Below are 14,270 nucleotides of genomic sequence, written 5' to 3'. Positions count from 1 at the left end.
CGTAACGGAGGTCCCAATGTACGACCAAGCCAAGCAATCCGAGTTGATCCGGTTCGCACGTGTCGCTGTGGGCACCACCGTCATCGACGTTTGGCCGGGCGACGGCGACTGGACCCGTATCTTCTCTGACGTCGTCGGCCCCGAAGGGCGGGTTTTCGGTTTTGTGCCGACCGAAATCGTCCAGATCAAGAAAGACGCAGTCGATCAGATGCGGGCGGTTGCGGGCGAGCCGGGCCGGGAGAATGTCGAGGCGGTCTCGGCGGACCTCGTCGCGATGCCGGAGGTCACGGAACCTGCGGATGTCCTTTGGTTGCACCTGTTCTACCACGATTTCCACACCGCGCTGATCCAGGCTAAAGGGGCGACCGCTGGCGAGTTCAATCGTGCAGTCTATGAGCGGCTTAAGCCCGGCGGAGCCTACGTCATCATCGACCACGCCGCCGCCGCCGGGTCGGGCACGAGCGACACCCAGGCGCTGCATCGGATCGACCCTGCGTCGGTTCGCGCGGAGGTCGAGGCGGCCGGCTTCGTGCTGGACGCGGAAAGCAGCATCGTCGCGAACAAGGACGATCCCCACGCGATCAAGGTGTTCGATCCCTCGATCAAGGATAAGACCGATCGCTTCGCTTATCGGTTCGTGAAGGCCTGACGGATTCCAGGGATCCGCGAACCGCCGATACTTAGCGCGGTTAGTGGAAAAGAACGGCGTACCGCTCGGGTTTGAACCCGATCTCGAGCTCGCCGCCGACCTCCAGGATCGGACGCTTGATCATCGATGGATTCCCCATCATGAGCGCGATCGCCTTGGCTTGGTCCAGGTCTTGCCTGGCGTGATCCGGCAATTTGCGGAACGTCGGTCCGGCCCGGTTGATCACCTTTTCCCAACCGGCAATGTCACTCCAGCGGACAAGCTGATCTTCCGCCACGCCGGCCTTCTTATAATCGTGGAAATCATAGGCGATGCCGTTGGCGTCCAGCCAGGCGAACGCCTTCTTCATCGTATCGCAATTCTCGATGCCGTGGATCGTGGCGGTCATTCCCACTCGATGGTCCCCGGCGGCTTGGAGGTATAATCGTACACGACGCGGTTGATGCCCTGCACCTCGTTGACGATGCGGGTGGCGACGCGGGACAGGAAGGCCGAATCGAACGGGTAGATGTCGGCGGTCATGCCGTCGGTCGAGGTGACGGCGCGCAACGCGCAGACATTGTCGTAGGTACGGTGGTCGCCCATTACGCCGACCGTGCGCACCGGCAGCAGGACGGCGAAGGCCTGCCAGATCGCGTCGTAGAGGCCGGCGCGGCGGATCTCATCCAAATAGATGGCGTCGGCCTTGCGCAGGATGTCGCAGCGCTCCTTGGTAACCTCACCCGGGATGCGGATAGCGAGCCCCGGGCCGGGGAACGGATGACGTCCGACGAACGCCGCCGGCAGGCCGAGTTCCTGCCCGAGCACCCGCACCTCGTCCTTGAACAATTCCCGCAGCGGCTCGACCAGCTGCATCTTCATGCGCTCAGGCAGGCCGCCGACATTGTGGTGACTCTTGATCGTCACCGACGGGCCGCCGGTGAAGCTGACGCTCTCGATTACGTCGGGATAGAGCGTCCCTTGCGCCAGGAAATCGGCCCCGCCGATCTTGGTCGCCTCGGCATCAAACACATCGATGAAGGTCTTGCCGATGAATTTGCGCTTGGCTTCCGGATCGGTGAGCCCGGCCAGGCCGCCAAGCATCGTGTCGCTGCAGTCGACGTGGACCAATGGAATGCCATAATGTTCGCGGAACAGGCTGACCACTTGCTCAGCTTCGCCCAGCCGCATCAGCCCATGATCGACGAATACGCAGGTGAGCTGATCGCCGATTGCCTCATGGATCAAGACTGCGGCGACCGCGCTGTCGACGCCGCCCGACAAACCGCAGATGACCTTGCCACCGCCGACCTGGGCGCGGATGTCGGCGATCTTGGCGGCGCGGAATTCCGCCATCGTCCAGTCGCCAGCCAATCCACAGACGTGGCGCGCGAAATTGGCAATGAGCTTGCCGCCGTCGGGTGTGTGCACCACCTCCGGGTGGAACATCATGGAATAGAAGCGCCGCGCCTCGTCGGTGGCGATCGCGTACGGGGCGCCCGCGGACTGGGCGACCACCTTGAAGCCATCCGGAAGCGCCTCGACCCGGTCACCATGACTCATCCACACCTGGTGGCTTTCGCCCACCTTCCACAGCCCGTCGAACAGCGCCGATTCGGCAACGATGTCGATGAAGGCCCGTCCGAATTCGCGGCTGTCCGACGGGGCGACCCGCCCACCCAATTGGTGCGCCATCGTCTGCTGGCCGTAGCAGATCGCAAGGATCGGCAGGCCACGATCGAACAGATGCTGCGGCGCGCGCGGGCTATCATCCCACATTACCGATGACGGGCCGCCCGAGAAGATGATGCCTTTGGGTTGCAGCCGCTCGAACGCGGCATCTGCCTGATTGAAGGGGGCGATTTCGCTGTAGACGCCGGCCTCGCGCACGCGGCGGGCAATCAGCTGGGTGACCTGGCTGCCGAAGTCGACGATCAGGATGCAATCGGTGGGGGCGGCGCTCATGGGCGGCGGATAAGGAGGGGCGGAAAACTTGTCCAGCCAAGACGCTCCCGCGCGTCAATACCCAAAGGAAAAGGCCCCGGTCGAAACCGGGGCCTCTGTCTAATTCACACTGACCGATAGGGTCAGGCGGCTTCGGCTTCCTCTTCGAGCACGGGGCCCGAATCCTGGCCCTTGGCCGAGACGTCGCGATCGACGAACTCGATCACCGCCATCGAGGCCGCGTCGGAAGCGCGGATACCGGCGCGAATGACGCGGATATAGCCGCCGTTGCGCTCGGCATAACGCGGGCCAATCACGTCGAACAGCTTCACCAGCTGGGTGTCGTCGAGCAAGCGCGAATGCGCCAGACGGCGGTTCGAAAGACCGCCCTTCTTGGCGAGCGTGACCAGCTTCTCGACATAGGGGCGAAGCTCCTTCGCCTTGGCGAGCGTGGTCGTGATCTGCTCGTGCTTGATCAGCGCGGCCGCCTGGTTGCGGAACAAGGCGGTACGGTGCGAGGAGGTACGCTGCAGCTTACGGCCGCCGACACGATGACGCATGATATTCTTCCTTCAGTTCGTCAGGGGGCCGTACGAGGTACCCCCAGCCCGGCAGTGAATTGGGCCACCGCCCTTAGCCCTCTTGATGGGTGCGGTGCTGAAGCACCCCGCCGCATCAGAATTCCTGTTCGAGCTTCTTGGCCATTTCCTCGATATTCTCAGGCGGCCAGCCGGGAATTTCCATGCCCAGGCGCAGCCCCATCGAAGCGAGGACTTCCTTGATCTCGTTGAGCGACTTGCGGCCGAAATTCGGCGTGCGCAGCATCTCGGCCTCGGTCTTCTGAACGAGGTCGCCGATGTAGATGATGTTGTCGTTCTTGAGGCAATTGGCCGAACGCACCGACAATTCGAGCTCGTCGACCTTCTTGAGAAGGAAACGGTTGAGCTGGTTCGAATTGGCTTCCGGCTCGGTCACGCCACCGCCCATCGGCGCCATGGCCGACGACTGCGACGGGGCGGACACGCTCATGCCCTCGTCGAAGTGGACGAACAGCTGGAGCTGGTCCTGCAGGATGCGGGCGGAATAAGCGATCGCATCGTCCGGAGTAACGGTGCCGTCGGTTTCGATCGTCAGCGTGAGCTTGTCGTAATCGAGCTCCTGGCCGACGCGGGTATTCTCGACCTTGTACGCGACCTGGCGGACGGGCGAATAAAGCGCATCGACCGGGATGACGCCGATCGGCGCATCGGCCGGACGGTTGGCGGAAGCCGGGACATAGCCCTTACCCGATTGTGCGGTCAGCTCCATGTTGAGCGTCGCGCCTTCGTCGAGGTGGCAGATCACCAGTTCAGGATTGAGAACTTCGATGTCGCCGCTGGTGACTATGTCGCCCGCGGTCACTTCGGCCGGGCCGGTTGCCGACAGCTGAAGGCGCTTGGAGCCCTCGCCCTGCATGCGCAGCGCGATCTGCTTCACGTTCAAGACGATGTCCGTGACATCCTCCCGCACGCCGGCAAGCGAGGAGAATTCGTGCAGCACATTCTCGATCTTGATCGAGGTCACGGCGGCACCCTGCAACGAAGACAGGAGAACGCGCCGCAGCGCGTTGCCGAGCGTGAGACCGAAGCCCCGCTCCAGCGGCTCGGCGACGAAGGTCGCCTTGCGCTTGGTGTCGCCGCCGACCTTCTTGTCGAGCGCGACGGGCTTCTTCAGTTCCTGCCAGTTCTTGGCATTGATCGCCATCATGGTCCCCTCGGGGCTGGGGCCGCGGCGCGTCCGCTGCGGCCGAAATCGAAAATACAACGGGGCTGGACGGAGCCCCGGGAAAACAGATGTTAGACGCGGCGCCGCTTGGACGGACGGACGCCGTTGTGCGGGATCGACGTCACGTCGCGGATCGACGTGATGTGGAAGCCCACGGCCTGAAGCGCACGCAGCGCGCTCTCGCGACCCGAACCGGGACCCTTGACCTCGACCTCGAGCGTGCGGACGCCGTGCTCGGCGGCCTTCTTGCCCGCGTCTTCGGCAGCAACCTGGGCAGCATAAGGCGTCGACTTACGCGACCCCTTGAAGCCCATCATGCCTGCCGACGACCACGAAATCGCATTGCCCTGCGCGTCGGTGATCGTGATCATGGTGTTGTTGAAGCTGGCGTTCACATGCGCGACGCCAGAGGTGATGTTCTTGCGCTCGCGCCGCTTAACGCGCTGAGGTTCGCGTGCCATTATTCCTGTATCCCTATACTGCAAGGACCGGGAGCCGGGTGAACCGGCTCGACCGGCCGATTACTTCTTCTTGCCGGCGATCGGCTTGGCCTTGCCCTTGCGAGTGCGCGCATTGGTATGCGTGCGCTGGCCGTGAACCGGCAGGCCCTTGCGATGGCGCAGGCCGCGATAGCAGGCCAGATCCATCAGCCGCTTGATGTTCATCGCCACCTGGCGGCGAAGGTCGCCCTCCACCTGGTAGCTGGCATCGATCGTCTCGCGGATCTGAAGGACCTCCTGGTCCGAAAGATCCTGAACGCGGCGCGCCGGCTCGATGCCGAGCTTGGCGGTGATTTCCTTGGCTTTGGTCGGGCCGATGCCGTGGATATAGGTGAGCGCGATCTCGACGCGCTTGTTGGTCGGGATATTAACACCCGCGATACGTGCCATGGTTCTTGCTTCTCCTGCTCCACAGGGCGGGTGGCCGCCGCCCCATCTCGACGCGTTAAGCCCTCGAACAGCGAAAACACGGCACGCGCCACAGCGCTGCCGGAAACCGGGTTCGTAGGATGAAAGCTAGGTAAGCGGAGTCGCGAGGCGAGTCAAGCACCGCCCCGGCATCGCGCGCAAAGCCGACGTCAGCCGGAGAGCGCCGGATCGGCCGTCAATATCTGCTCGATCGCGGCGCCGACCGTCGCGATATCCGCCATGCCGTCGACGCGGCTGACGATCCCCTTCGCCTCATAATAAGGGAGGATCGGGGCAGTGTCCGCGCGATAGACCGCAAGCCGTGCGCGGACCGTTTCTGCCGTGTCGTCGGGCCGGCGTTTGAACTCCGTCGACGCACAGATGTCGCACACGCCTGCCACCTTCGGCAGCTTGAACTTGTCGTGATAGCCTTCGTTGCAGCGCGCGCAGGTGAAGCGGCCGGCGATGCGTTCGACCAGGGCCTCCTCGTCCACGGTGAGCTCGATGACATGATCGAGCTTCAATCCCCGCTCCGCCAGCAAGGCGTCGAGCGAAGCAGCCTGGGCCTGTGTGCGCGGATAGCCGTCGAAGATGAAGCCCGGCGCGTGGGCATGCTTGTCGAGCTGCTCGGAGATAAGCGACGTGACGATCTCGTCCGGCACGAGCTGGCCGGCCTTCATGATCGCCTCCGCCTTGCGGCCGACGTCGGTCCCATCCTTCACGGCCTGGCGCAGCATGTCGCCTGTCGACAGCTGGACGAGGCCGAAGCGCGATACCAGATGCTGCGCCTGCGTTCCCTTCCCCGCCCCCGGGGGTCCCAGCAGGATCAGCAACTTCATCGGCGCACGCCCCCCTTGAGGCGAGCCTTCTTGATGAGGTCGCCATATTGATGCGCGAGCAGGTGGCTCTGGATCTGGGTCACCGTGTCGATCGTCACGTTGACCACGATCAGCAGGCTGGTGCCGCCAAAGCCGACCAGGTGCCGCGGCATGAACATTTCCGGCAACACGCAGATCGCGGTCAGATAGATCGCGCCGATCACGGTGATCCGGGTCAGCACATAATCGAGATAGGTCTCGGTATTCTTGCCGGGACGGATGCCGGGAATGAAGCCGCCGTAGCGCTTCAGATTGTCGGCCGTCTCTTCCGGATTGAACACCACCGCGGTGTAGAAGAACGAGAAGAAGATGATCCCGGCCGCGTACAGCACGAAGTACATCGGCGTGTCCTGGCCGATCCACTGGTTCATCGAGATCACGAAATCGCCCCAGCGGCTTTCGCCATTGAGGTGCTTGCCGGCAAACTGCGTGATCGTCAGCGGCAACGCCAGCAGCGACGATGCGAAGATCGGCGGGATGACGTTGGCGGTGTTGATCTTGAGCGGCAGATGGCTCTTGTCGGCCTGCATCATGCCGCGCTGGGTCTGACGCTTGGGATATTGGATCAGCACGCGGCGCTGCGCGCGCTCCATGAAACAGATGATCAGGATCAGGCCGATCACGAGCGCGAAGCCGCCGAGCACCATGAAGGGCGAGCTCGCACCGGTGCGGGCGGCTTCGAAGGCGCTTGCGACGGTGGTCGGCAGGCTGGCGACGATACCGGCCATGATGATCAGGCTGACGCCGTTGCCGATGCCGCGGGTGGTGATCTGCTCGCCGAGCCACATCAGGAACATCGTGCCACCGACGAGCGTGATGACTGTCGTCAAGCGGAACAGCATCGGATCAACCACGACGGCGACCTGGCCGGCGCTGCTGCCCCACGCTTCGAGCCCGACCGCGATGAAATAGCCCTGGATCGCGGTCAGCAGCACCGTGCCGTAACGCGTATATTGGTTGAGCTTCTTACGCCCGCTCTCGCCTTCCTTCTTGATGGCGGCAAGGCTGGGGCTGAGCGAGGTCGCAAGCTGCACCACGATCGAGGCGGTGATGTAGGGCATCACGCCCAGCGCCACGATCGACATGCGCGTCAGCGCGCCGCCGGTGAAGGTGTTGAAGAAGTCCATCACCCCGCCCTTCGTCGTATTGAAGAGCGATTCGAGCACGCGCGGATCGATACCCGGCAGCGGCACGTAGGACAGCAGACGGAACACGATCAGCGCGCCGAGGGTGAACCACAAGCGGCGCTTGAGGTCGGTCGCCTTGGAGAATTGCGACAGGCTGGCGTTGGAGGCCAGTTGCTCGGCTGCGGATGCCATCAGACTTTATCTAACCCCGGAAAACAAAAGAGCGGCGGGGCAGTGTCCCCGCCTCCGCCGCTCCATATAGTGGCTGATCCGTGCTTGTCTAAGCCGGTGTCGATTATGCGCGCGCAGCCTTGTTGGCGGCGAGCGTCTTGCCCTTCTTGGCCTTGGCCTTGTCGGCGGCCGGAACCACTTCGATCACCGAAACCGAACCGCCCGCCTTTTCGATCGCCTCGCGCGCCGATTTGGAGATGCCGGCAACGTTGAAGCTGAGCTTGGACGAGAATTCGCCCTTGGCGAGGATCCGCACGCCATGCTTGCCGCCACGGGCGACGCCGGCCGCCTTGAGCGCGGCATGGTCGATCGTGCCGTTGGCGTCGAGCTTGCCGGCCTGGACCAGCTTTTCGATCTGACCGAGGTTCACCTCGGCATAATCCTTGGCGAAGATATTGTTGAAGCCGCGCTTCGGGATACGCATGTGGAGCGGCATCTGGCCGCCCTCGAAGCCGTTGATCGAGACGCCGGTGCGGCTCTTCTGGCCCTTCTGGCCACGACCCGCGGTCTTGCCCTTGCCCGAGCCGATGCCGCGTCCAACGCGCATCCGGCTCTTGCGGGCGCCGTCATTGTCCTTGATTTCGTTGAGCTTCATCGTCTGCACTCGCTTTCGCTTTTGTCGCGCTGGATGAGGCGGAGGGGTTTAGCCCTCCACCTTCACCATATGTTGTACCTTGCGGATCATTCCGCGCACTTCAGGCGTGTCCTGGAGTTCGCTGGTCTTGTGCATCTTGTTGAGGCCAAGACCGATCAGGGTCGCGCGCTGGCTGGCGACGCGACGGATCGGCGATCCGGTCTGGGTAATCTTGATGGTTGCCATCTGTCTTACTCCACCACGGCCGCAGCGTCGGCTTCGGCGGCCTCGATCGAGGCCCCGCCGCGACGCAGCAGGTCGGCAATCTTCTTGCCCCGGCGCTGCGCGACCGAGCGTGGGCTCGTCTGCTCGCCGAGCGCCTCGAAGGTCGCACGGATCATGTTGTAGGGGTTGCTGGTACCGACCGACTTGGTCACCACGTCATGCACGCCGAGGCTCTCGAACACGGCGCGCATCGGGCCGCCGGCGATGATGCCGGTGCCGGCAGGTGCCGTGCGGACGTAGACGCGACCTGCGCCGAAATGGCCCATGCCGTCATGATGCAGGGTGCGGCCGTCCTTGAGCGGAACGCGGATCATGGCCTTCTTCGCCGCCGCAGTCGCCTTGGAGATGGCTTCCGGCACTTCGCGTGCCTTGCCGTGGCCGAAGCCGACCCGGCCCGACCCGTCACCCACGACGACGAGTGCCGCAAAGCCGAAGCGCTTGCCGCCCTTCACGGTCTTGGAAACGCGGTTGATGTGAACCAGCTTCTCGACCAGTTCCTCGCCGCCTTCCTCGCGATTATTGTCGCGACGACCACGATCGTTGCGGCGGTTACCGCCGCCCCGATTGTCATTGCCGCCACGGCCACGGCCGCCGCGCGGGCCACGCGCTTCGCGCGGTGCGCCTTCGGTGGCGGGGGCTTCGGCCGCAGGGGCCTCGTTCTGAACTTCGTCAGCCATTTAGAACTCCAATCCGCCTTCGCGGGCGGCATCGGCGAGCGCCTTGACGCGGCCGTGGAACAGGAAGCCGCCGCGATCGAACACGACGGTTGTCACGCCGGCCGCCTTGGCACGCTCGGCGACACGCTTGCCCACCGACTGGGCGGCATCGACGTTGGCGCCGGACGCGCTACGCACGTCCTTTTCCAGCGTCGAGGCAGCTGCGACGGTCGTTCCCGCCGCATCGTCGATGATCTGCGCATAGATATGTTTGCCGGAGCGATGCACCGACAGACGCGGGCGAAGACCGCCACGTGCCTTGAGCGCGGTGCGCACGCGGCGACGGCGGCGCTCGAACAGTGAGAGACCCTTGGCCATTACTTCTTCTTCCCTTCCTTGCGGAAGATGAACTCGCCGGCATATTTGATGCCCTTGCCCTTATAGGGCTCGGGCTTGCGCCAGCGACGGATCTCCGCGGCCACTTGGCCGACCTGCTGCTTGTCGATACCGGAAATGTTGACCGTAGTCTGATCCGGCGTCGCGATCGTGATCCCTTCCGGAATCGCGAAATCGACATCGTGGCTGTAGCCGAGCTGCAGCTTCAGATTCTTGCCCTGAACGTTGGCGCGATAGCCGACGCCGGTGATCTGGAGCTGCTTGGTATAGCCCTCCGTCACGCCGGTGATCAGGTTCGCGACCATCGTGCGCTGCATGCCCCAGAAGGAGCGCGCCCGCTTCGTGTCGTTCGCAGGGGTGACGGTCACGCCACCGTCGCCGATGTCGTAATTGACGTCGTCGACCAGATCGAGGGTGAGCGTGCCCTTGGCACCCTTCACCGACAGGACCTTGCCTTCGATGTTTGCGGTCACGCCTGCGGGGACGGGAACCGGCTTCTTACCGATGCGGCTCATCAGAACACCTCCGCGAGCACTTCGCCGCCGACATTCTGGTCGCGCGCTTCCGCGTCGGACAGAACGCCACGCGGCGTTGAAACGATGGTCATGCCAAGGCCGTTGCGGACACGCGGCAGCTCCTTCGAGCCCGAATAGACGCGGCGGCCCGGCTTCGAAATACGCGCAACATGCTGGATCGCAGGCTGCCCCTCGAAATATTTGAGCTCGATGCGCAGGCCGGGATGGTCGCCGAGCTGCTCTTCCGAGTAGCCACGGATATAACCTTCGCGCTGCAGAACATCGAGCACGCGAGCGCGCAGCTTGGAAGCCGGCGACGTGACGCTGTCCTTGCGGGCGCGCTGGCCGTTGCGGATGCGGGTGAGCAGATCGCCCAGTGGATCAGTGATCGACATATTCTAGCCCTTACCAGCTCGACTTGACGACGCCGGGGATCATCCCCCGCGTTGCCAGATGGCGCAGCATGACGCGCGCCAGGCCGAACTTGCGATAGACAGCGCGCGGACGCCCGGTGATCGCGCAGCGGTTACGCACGCGCGTCGGATTCCCGTTGGCAGGAATCTCGGCCATCTTCAGGCGCGCTTCCCAGCGCTCCTGAAAGTCCTTGGACTCGTCGTCCGCAATCGCGCGCAGACGGGCATATTTGCCCGCATACTTCTTAACGAGCTTCTTGCGACGCTCATTCTTGTTGATCGAACTCAGTTTCGCCATCGACTTAAGTCCTTAAACCTCGCCCGGCCTTGCCGGACGACGGGAGCAGATTACGCAGCCTTCTTCTCTTCAACGACAGGCTGCGGGAACGGGAAACCGAACAGGCGGAGAAGCTCGCGCGCCTCCTCGTCGGTCTTTGCGGAAGTCGCCACGATCACGTCCATTCCGCGAACCTGATCGACCTCGTCATAGCTGATCTCCGGGAAGATCAGCTGTTCCTTGAGGCCGGTCGCATAATTGCCGCGGCCATCGAACGCCTTGTCGTTGAGGCCACGAAAATCGCGGACGCGCGGCAGCGCGATCGTCACGAAGCGGTCGAGAAACTCGTACATCCGCTCGCGACGCAGCGTCACCTTGCAGCCAATCGGCATGCCTTCACGCAGCTTGAACTGCGCAATCGACTTCTTGGCCTTGGTCACGACGGCGCGCTGGCCGGCGATCTTGGTCATCTCGGCCGCGGCCTTCTCGACCTTCTTCTTGTCCTGGGTGGCTTCACCCACGCCCATGTTCAGCACGATCTTCTCGAGCTGGGGCACTTCCATGACATTCTTGTAGCCGAACTTCTCGGTCATCGCCTTGACGATGCTGTCTTCGTACAGCTTCTTCAGGCGGGGCTTGTTGGCTGCATCAGCCATCGATTTTCTCCCCGGTCTTGACCGCAATGCGGACTTTCTTGCCGTCCTGGGTTTCGAAACGCACCCGCGTCGGCTTGCCGTCCTTGGTCGCGATCGCAACCTTGGAAATGTGCATCGGCGCTTCGCGGCGCTCGAGCCCGCCCTGCGGGTTCGCCTGGGTCGGCTTGCGGTGGCGGGTCGCGATATTCACGCCCGACACGACAACCTTGCCGTCCTTCGGCATCGCCTGGGTTACGTCACCGGTCTTGCCCTTGTCCTTGCCGGACAGGACGACGACGCGGTCACCCTTCTTGATCCTTGCAGCAGACATCACAGCACCTCGGGCGCGAGCGAAATGATCTTCATGTGACCGGCGGCACGCAGCTCGCGCACGACCGGGCCGAAGATACGGGTGCCGATCGGCTCCCCGTTATTCTTGTTGATGAGCACGGCGGCATTGCCGTCGAAGCGGATGGTCGAACCGTCGGCGCGATTGATGTCCTTGGCGGTACGCACGATCACCGCACGGTGAACGTCGCCCTTCTTCACCTTGGCGCGGGGAGCGGCTTCCTTGATCGAAACGACGATGACGTCGCCGACCGAAGCGAAACGACGCTTGGAGCCGCCCAGCACCTTGATGCACTGGACGCGCTTGGCACCCGAATTATCGGCCACGTCCAGGTTGGACTGCATCTGAATCATTGTGTCAGTCCTTCCTTACGCTGCGGCGGCCGGCGACTGGGCGCCGACTTCACCGATGACCTTCCACGTCTTCAGCTTGGAGATCGGTGCGCACTCCTCGATGCGGACCGTCTGGCCTTCCTTGAAAACGTTGCCCTCATCATGGGCATGATACTTCTTCGAACGCTTGATGATCTTGCCATAGAGCGGGTGCTTCACCCGCCGCTCGACCGAGACCACCACCGTCTTGTCGGTCTTGTCGGAGACCACCGTTCCCGTCAGCACGCGCTTCGGCATGTGATGCTCCTACTTGCTTGCCGCAGCCGCGCGAGCGGTCTGCAGGGTCTTGATCTGCGCGATCGTGCGGCGAACCTCGCGAACGCGGCTCGGCTTTTCGAGCTGGTTCGTGGCTGCCTGAAAACGCAGGTTGAATTGCTCGCGCTTCAGCTCACCGAGCTGGGTCGAAAGCTGGTCGTCGGTCGCGACCTTGAGATCTGCAATCTTCGCCATTGTCTTACACAGCCTCGTGCACGGACTCGCCCAGACGGGCGACGACCTTGGTCTTGATCGGCAGCTTTTCCATCGCGCGCTCGAAGGCGACGCGAGCGATCGGGCCCGGAACGCCGTCGAGCTCGAACAGGATGCGGCCGGGCTTTACGCGCGCAACCCAGAATTCGGGCGCGCCCTTACCGGAGCCCATGCGGACCTCGGCCGGCTTCGACGACACCGGAATGTCCGGGAAGATACGGATCCACAAACGCCCCTGGCGCTTGATGTGACGCGTGATCGCGCGGCGGGCCGCTTCGATCTGGCGGGCAGTGATCCGCTCCGGCTCAAGCGCCTTGAGGCCGAACGCGCCGAAATTGAGCGCGGTCCCGCCCTTGGCGTCGCCATGGATGCGGCCCTTATGGGCCTTGCGGAACTTGGTGCGCTTCGGTTGCAGCATGTCTTATCTAACCTTCTGACACCGTGACGACGGCCGATCAGGCAGACTGATAGGAAAATCCTATCAGCGCGCCGGACGGACCCCCGAGGTCTGAGCTTCCATCATGAGGCGTTCTTGCGCCAGCGGATCGTGGCCGAGGATCTCACCCTTGAAGATCCAGACCTTGACGCCGCAGACGCCATAGGCGGTGTGCGCCTCAGCCTCGGCATAATCGACGTGCGCGCGCAGCGTATGCAGCGGCACACGACCTTCGCGATACCATTCGGTCCGCGCGATCTCGGCACCGCCAAGGCGGCCCGCACAGGTGATACGAATGCCCTCCGCGCCAAGACGCAGCGCCGACTGAACGGCGCGCTTCATGGCACGACGGAAAGCAATCCGGCGCTCGAGCTGATCGGCGACGCCCTGGGCGACGAGCTTGCTGTCGACTTCCGGCTTGCGGATTTCGACGATGTTGAGGCTCACCTCCGACGAGGTCATCTTGCCAAGCGTGCGGCGCAGCTTTTCAATGTCCGCACCCTTCTTGCCGATGATCACGCCTGGACGTGCGGCATAGACGGAGATACGGGCCAGCTTGGCCGGACGCTCGATGACGACCTTCGAGATCGCAGCCTGGGGATGCGTCTTGAAGATGTACTGACGGATCTTGAGATCCTCCAGCAGCAGCTTCGCGTAGCTCTCGCCCTCGGCATACCAGCGGCTGTCCCAGGTGCGGTTGATCTGCAGCCGCAGGCCGATGGGGTTGGATTTATGACCCATTATGCTTCTTCCTGCTCGCGGACGACCACGCGAAGGCGGCTGAACGGCTTGACGATGCGCGCGCTGCGGCCGCGGGCACGGGTGGCGAAGCGCTTCATGACGAGGCCCTTGCCAACCGACGCTTCCTTCACGACCAGCGCGTCGACGTCGAGATTGTGATTGTTCTCGGCATTCGCAATGGCCGAGGCCAGGCACTTGCGAACATCGACAGCCATCGCCTTGGTGGAGAAGGACAGGATGTTGAGCGCGTCGCCGACCTTCTTGCCGCGGATCAGGCCCGCAACGAGATTGAGCTTGTACGGGCTGCCACGAACCGACGTATCGACGGCAAGGGCTTCCTTGTCGCCAACCTTGCGGGGGGATGCTGGCTTAGACATCAGCGCTTACCCTTCTTGTCCGCGGCGTGGCCGGGGAAATAGCGGGTCGGCGCGAACTCGCCGAGCTTCATGCCCACCATGTCCTCGTTGACCGACACCGGCACGAACTTGCGGCCGTTATAAACATTGAAGGTCAGGCCGACGAATTGCGGCATGATCGTTGAGCGACGCGACCAGGTCTTGATCGCACCACGCGTGCCACCGTCCTGTGCGGCCGATGCCTTCTTCAGAAGGCTCAGTTCGACGAACGGGCCCTTCCAGACTGAACGAGCCATT

Annotated in this window: 25 protein-coding genes; 1 reads left to right on the top strand and 24 read right to left on the bottom strand. The window is 63.3% G+C overall.

All coding sequences use genetic code 11. The features are described 5' to 3' along the window. The first annotated feature begins 16 nt into the window (after positions 1 to 16). Positions 17 to 649: a class I SAM-dependent methyltransferase gene (locus DX905_RS11455; protein WP_116091460.1), complete on the top strand. Its 633-nt coding sequence runs from the start codon at positions 17 to 19 to the stop codon at positions 647 to 649. Between the two features lie 40 nt (positions 650 to 689). Here the strand turns inward: DX905_RS11455 and DX905_RS11450 are convergent, their stop codons facing one another. From DX905_RS11450 to rpsS, 24 genes are all read right to left on the bottom strand, one after another. Then, positions 690 to 1,037: an arsenate reductase gene (locus tag DX905_RS11450; protein WP_116091459.1), complete on the bottom strand. Its 348-nt coding sequence runs from the start codon at positions 1,035 to 1,037 to the stop codon at positions 690 to 692. Continuing rightward, positions 1,034 to 2,593 carry a glutamine-hydrolyzing GMP synthase gene (gene guaA, locus DX905_RS11445; RefSeq protein WP_116091458.1) on the bottom strand — a complete coding sequence of 520 codons (1,560 nt, stop codon included), beginning with the start codon at positions 2,591 to 2,593 and terminating at the stop codon, positions 1,034 to 1,036. The genes DX905_RS11450 and guaA overlap by 4 nt, the downstream gene beginning before the upstream one ends. Before the next feature lie 122 nt (positions 2,594 to 2,715). After that, positions 2,716 to 3,132 carry a 50S ribosomal protein L17 gene (gene rplQ, locus DX905_RS11440; RefSeq protein ID WP_116091457.1) on the bottom strand — a complete coding sequence of 139 codons (417 nt, stop codon included), beginning with the start codon at positions 3,130 to 3,132 and terminating at the stop codon, positions 2,716 to 2,718. A gap of 115 nt (positions 3,133 to 3,247) precedes the next feature. After that, a complete protein-coding gene (locus DX905_RS11435) occupies positions 3,248 to 4,315 on the bottom strand; it encodes a DNA-directed RNA polymerase subunit alpha (protein ID WP_116092508.1) in 1,068 nt (355 codons plus the stop codon). A 92-nt stretch (positions 4,316 to 4,407) separates the two neighbouring features. Next, positions 4,408 to 4,797 (bottom strand): 30S ribosomal protein S11, encoded by a 390-nt coding sequence (gene rpsK / locus DX905_RS11430; protein WP_116091456.1) that lies wholly within the window; start codon positions 4,795 to 4,797, stop codon positions 4,408 to 4,410. A 60-nt stretch (positions 4,798 to 4,857) separates the two neighbouring features. After that, on the bottom strand, positions 4,858 to 5,226 hold the full coding sequence (rpsM, locus tag DX905_RS11425) for a 30S ribosomal protein S13 (RefSeq protein ID WP_116091455.1): 369 nt from the start codon (positions 5,224 to 5,226) through the stop codon (positions 4,858 to 4,860). Positions 5,227 to 5,414: 188 nt separating this feature from the next. Continuing rightward, entirely contained in the window at positions 5,415 to 6,083 is a 669-nt protein-coding gene (locus DX905_RS11420; protein ID WP_116091454.1) for an adenylate kinase, read from the bottom strand. Further along, a complete protein-coding gene (secY, locus tag DX905_RS11415) occupies positions 6,080 to 7,441 on the bottom strand; it encodes a preprotein translocase subunit SecY (protein WP_116091453.1) in 1,362 nt (453 codons plus the stop codon). Before secY ends, DX905_RS11420 begins: the two co-directional genes overlap by 4 nt. Before the next feature lie 103 nt (positions 7,442 to 7,544). Next, positions 7,545 to 8,075: a 50S ribosomal protein L15 gene (gene rplO / locus DX905_RS11410; RefSeq protein ID WP_116091452.1), complete on the bottom strand. Its 531-nt coding sequence runs from the start codon at positions 8,073 to 8,075 to the stop codon at positions 7,545 to 7,547. Between the two features lie 48 nt (positions 8,076 to 8,123). Beyond that, positions 8,124 to 8,300 carry a 50S ribosomal protein L30 gene (rpmD, locus tag DX905_RS11405; RefSeq protein WP_116091451.1) on the bottom strand — a complete coding sequence of 59 codons (177 nt, stop codon included), beginning with the start codon at positions 8,298 to 8,300 and terminating at the stop codon, positions 8,124 to 8,126. A 5-nt stretch (positions 8,301 to 8,305) separates the two neighbouring features. Continuing rightward, complete coding sequence (rpsE, locus tag DX905_RS11400; protein WP_116091450.1) at positions 8,306 to 9,016, bottom strand: 30S ribosomal protein S5; 711 nt, start codon at positions 9,014 to 9,016, stop codon at positions 8,306 to 8,308. Continuing rightward, complete coding sequence (gene rplR / locus DX905_RS11395; protein ID WP_116091449.1) at positions 9,017 to 9,373, bottom strand: 50S ribosomal protein L18; 357 nt, start codon at positions 9,371 to 9,373, stop codon at positions 9,017 to 9,019. After that, positions 9,373 to 9,906 (bottom strand): 50S ribosomal protein L6, encoded by a 534-nt coding sequence (gene rplF, locus DX905_RS11390; RefSeq protein ID WP_116091448.1) that lies wholly within the window; start codon positions 9,904 to 9,906, stop codon positions 9,373 to 9,375. The genes rplR and rplF overlap by 1 nt, the downstream gene beginning before the upstream one ends. Next, positions 9,906 to 10,301, bottom strand: coding sequence for a 30S ribosomal protein S8 (gene rpsH, locus DX905_RS11385; RefSeq protein WP_116091447.1), 396 nt, complete (start codon positions 10,299 to 10,301; stop codon positions 9,906 to 9,908). The genes rplF and rpsH overlap by 1 nt, the downstream gene beginning before the upstream one ends. A gap of 10 nt (positions 10,302 to 10,311) precedes the next feature. Continuing rightward, positions 10,312 to 10,617 (bottom strand): 30S ribosomal protein S14, encoded by a 306-nt coding sequence (gene rpsN / locus DX905_RS11380; protein ID WP_116091446.1) that lies wholly within the window; start codon positions 10,615 to 10,617, stop codon positions 10,312 to 10,314. 50 nt (positions 10,618 to 10,667) lie between these two features. Continuing rightward, the gene (gene rplE, locus DX905_RS11375) at positions 10,668 to 11,252 is read right to left on the bottom strand and encodes a 50S ribosomal protein L5 (protein ID WP_116091445.1); all 585 of its coding nucleotides are present in this window, start codon (positions 11,250 to 11,252) and stop codon (positions 10,668 to 10,670) included. Further along, positions 11,245 to 11,562 (bottom strand): 50S ribosomal protein L24, encoded by a 318-nt coding sequence (gene rplX, locus DX905_RS11370; protein WP_116091444.1) that lies wholly within the window; start codon positions 11,560 to 11,562, stop codon positions 11,245 to 11,247. Before rplX ends, rplE begins: the two co-directional genes overlap by 8 nt. Next, positions 11,562 to 11,933, bottom strand: a complete 372-nt coding sequence (gene rplN, locus DX905_RS11365; protein ID WP_116091443.1) for a 50S ribosomal protein L14 — start codon at positions 11,931 to 11,933, stop codon at positions 11,562 to 11,564. Before rplN ends, rplX begins: the two co-directional genes overlap by 1 nt. 15 nt (positions 11,934 to 11,948) lie before the next feature. After that, entirely contained in the window at positions 11,949 to 12,209 is a 261-nt protein-coding gene (rpsQ, locus tag DX905_RS11360) for a 30S ribosomal protein S17 (RefSeq protein WP_116091442.1), read from the bottom strand. Between the two features lie 9 nt (positions 12,210 to 12,218). Then, on the bottom strand, positions 12,219 to 12,422 hold the full coding sequence (rpmC, locus tag DX905_RS11355) for a 50S ribosomal protein L29 (RefSeq protein ID WP_116091441.1): 204 nt from the start codon (positions 12,420 to 12,422) through the stop codon (positions 12,219 to 12,221). Positions 12,423 to 12,426: 4 nt separating this feature from the next. Then, positions 12,427 to 12,858 carry a 50S ribosomal protein L16 gene (gene rplP, locus DX905_RS11350; RefSeq protein ID WP_116091440.1) on the bottom strand — a complete coding sequence of 144 codons (432 nt, stop codon included), beginning with the start codon at positions 12,856 to 12,858 and terminating at the stop codon, positions 12,427 to 12,429. 63 nt (positions 12,859 to 12,921) lie between these two features. Next, positions 12,922 to 13,617: a 30S ribosomal protein S3 gene (rpsC, locus tag DX905_RS11345; RefSeq protein ID WP_116091439.1), complete on the bottom strand. Its 696-nt coding sequence runs from the start codon at positions 13,615 to 13,617 to the stop codon at positions 12,922 to 12,924. Further along, positions 13,617 to 13,994: a 50S ribosomal protein L22 gene (gene rplV, locus DX905_RS11340; RefSeq protein WP_116091438.1), complete on the bottom strand. Its 378-nt coding sequence runs from the start codon at positions 13,992 to 13,994 to the stop codon at positions 13,617 to 13,619. Before rplV ends, rpsC begins: the two co-directional genes overlap by 1 nt. Beyond that, positions 13,994 to 14,269 carry a 30S ribosomal protein S19 gene (rpsS, locus tag DX905_RS11335; RefSeq protein ID WP_116091437.1) on the bottom strand — a complete coding sequence of 92 codons (276 nt, stop codon included), beginning with the start codon at positions 14,267 to 14,269 and terminating at the stop codon, positions 13,994 to 13,996. The genes rplV and rpsS overlap by 1 nt, the downstream gene beginning before the upstream one ends. Position 14,270: the final 1 nt, after the last annotated feature.

The organism is Sphingomonas crusticola (assembly GCF_003391115.1).
Classification (GTDB): domain Bacteria; phylum Pseudomonadota; class Alphaproteobacteria; order Sphingomonadales; family Sphingomonadaceae; genus Sphingomonas_I; species Sphingomonas_I crusticola.
Note: the sequence above shows the minus strand (reverse complement) of the source record. Positions and strands in the feature narration are given on the sequence as shown.

What these genes read in the sequence shown, in the direction of transcription:
- DX905_RS11455 (WP_116091460.1), top strand. Translation starts at nt 17, where the DNA reads ATGTACGACCAAGCCAAGCAATCCGAGTTGATCCGGTTCGCACGTGTC.
- DX905_RS11450 (WP_116091459.1), bottom strand. Translation starts at nt 1,037, where the DNA reads ATGACCGCCACGATCCACGGCATCGAGAATTGCGATACGATGAAGAAG.
- guaA (WP_116091458.1), bottom strand. Translation starts at nt 2,593, where the DNA reads ATGAGCGCCGCCCCCACCGATTGCATCCTGATCGTCGACTTCGGCAGC.
- rplQ (WP_116091457.1), bottom strand. Translation starts at nt 3,132, where the DNA reads ATGCGTCATCGTGTCGGCGGCCGTAAGCTGCAGCGTACCTCCTCGCAC.
- DX905_RS11435 (WP_116092508.1), bottom strand. Translation starts at nt 4,315, where the DNA reads ATGGCGATCAATGCCAAGAACTGGCAGGAACTGAAGAAGCCCGTCGCG.
- rpsK (WP_116091456.1), bottom strand. Translation starts at nt 4,797, where the DNA reads ATGGCACGCGAACCTCAGCGCGTTAAGCGGCGCGAGCGCAAGAACATC.
- rpsM (WP_116091455.1), bottom strand. Translation starts at nt 5,226, where the DNA reads ATGGCACGTATCGCGGGTGTTAATATCCCGACCAACAAGCGCGTCGAG.
- DX905_RS11420 (WP_116091454.1), bottom strand. Translation starts at nt 6,083, where the DNA reads ATGAAGTTGCTGATCCTGCTGGGACCCCCGGGGGCGGGGAAGGGAACG.
- secY (WP_116091453.1), bottom strand. Translation starts at nt 7,441, where the DNA reads ATGGCATCCGCAGCCGAGCAACTGGCCTCCAACGCCAGCCTGTCGCAA.
- rplO (WP_116091452.1), bottom strand. Translation starts at nt 8,075, where the DNA reads ATGAAGCTCAACGAAATCAAGGACAATGACGGCGCCCGCAAGAGCCGG.
- rpmD (WP_116091451.1), bottom strand. Translation starts at nt 8,300, where the DNA reads ATGGCAACCATCAAGATTACCCAGACCGGATCGCCGATCCGTCGCGTC.
- rpsE (WP_116091450.1), bottom strand. Translation starts at nt 9,016, where the DNA reads ATGGCTGACGAAGTTCAGAACGAGGCCCCTGCGGCCGAAGCCCCCGCC.
- rplR (WP_116091449.1), bottom strand. Translation starts at nt 9,373, where the DNA reads ATGGCCAAGGGTCTCTCACTGTTCGAGCGCCGCCGTCGCCGCGTGCGC.
- rplF (WP_116091448.1), bottom strand. Translation starts at nt 9,906, where the DNA reads ATGAGCCGCATCGGTAAGAAGCCGGTTCCCGTCCCCGCAGGCGTGACC.
- rpsH (WP_116091447.1), bottom strand. Translation starts at nt 10,301, where the DNA reads ATGTCGATCACTGATCCACTGGGCGATCTGCTCACCCGCATCCGCAAC.
- rpsN (WP_116091446.1), bottom strand. Translation starts at nt 10,617, where the DNA reads ATGGCGAAACTGAGTTCGATCAACAAGAATGAGCGTCGCAAGAAGCTC.
- rplE (WP_116091445.1), bottom strand. Translation starts at nt 11,252, where the DNA reads ATGGCTGATGCAGCCAACAAGCCCCGCCTGAAGAAGCTGTACGAAGAC.
- rplX (WP_116091444.1), bottom strand. Translation starts at nt 11,562, where the DNA reads ATGTCTGCTGCAAGGATCAAGAAGGGTGACCGCGTCGTCGTCCTGTCC.
- rplN (WP_116091443.1), bottom strand. Translation starts at nt 11,933, where the DNA reads ATGATTCAGATGCAGTCCAACCTGGACGTGGCCGATAATTCGGGTGCC.
- rpsQ (WP_116091442.1), bottom strand. Translation starts at nt 12,209, where the DNA reads ATGCCGAAGCGCGTGCTGACGGGAACGGTGGTCTCCGACAAGACCGAC.
- rpmC (WP_116091441.1), bottom strand. Translation starts at nt 12,422, where the DNA reads ATGGCGAAGATTGCAGATCTCAAGGTCGCGACCGACGACCAGCTTTCG.
- rplP (WP_116091440.1), bottom strand. Translation starts at nt 12,858, where the DNA reads ATGCTGCAACCGAAGCGCACCAAGTTCCGCAAGGCCCATAAGGGCCGC.
- rpsC (WP_116091439.1), bottom strand. Translation starts at nt 13,617, where the DNA reads ATGGGTCATAAATCCAACCCCATCGGCCTGCGGCTGCAGATCAACCGC.
- rplV (WP_116091438.1), bottom strand. Translation starts at nt 13,994, where the DNA reads ATGTCTAAGCCAGCATCCCCCCGCAAGGTTGGCGACAAGGAAGCCCTT.
- rpsS (WP_116091437.1), bottom strand. Translation starts at nt 14,269, where the DNA reads ATGGCTCGTTCAGTCTGGAAGGGCCCGTTCGTCGAACTGAGCCTTCTG.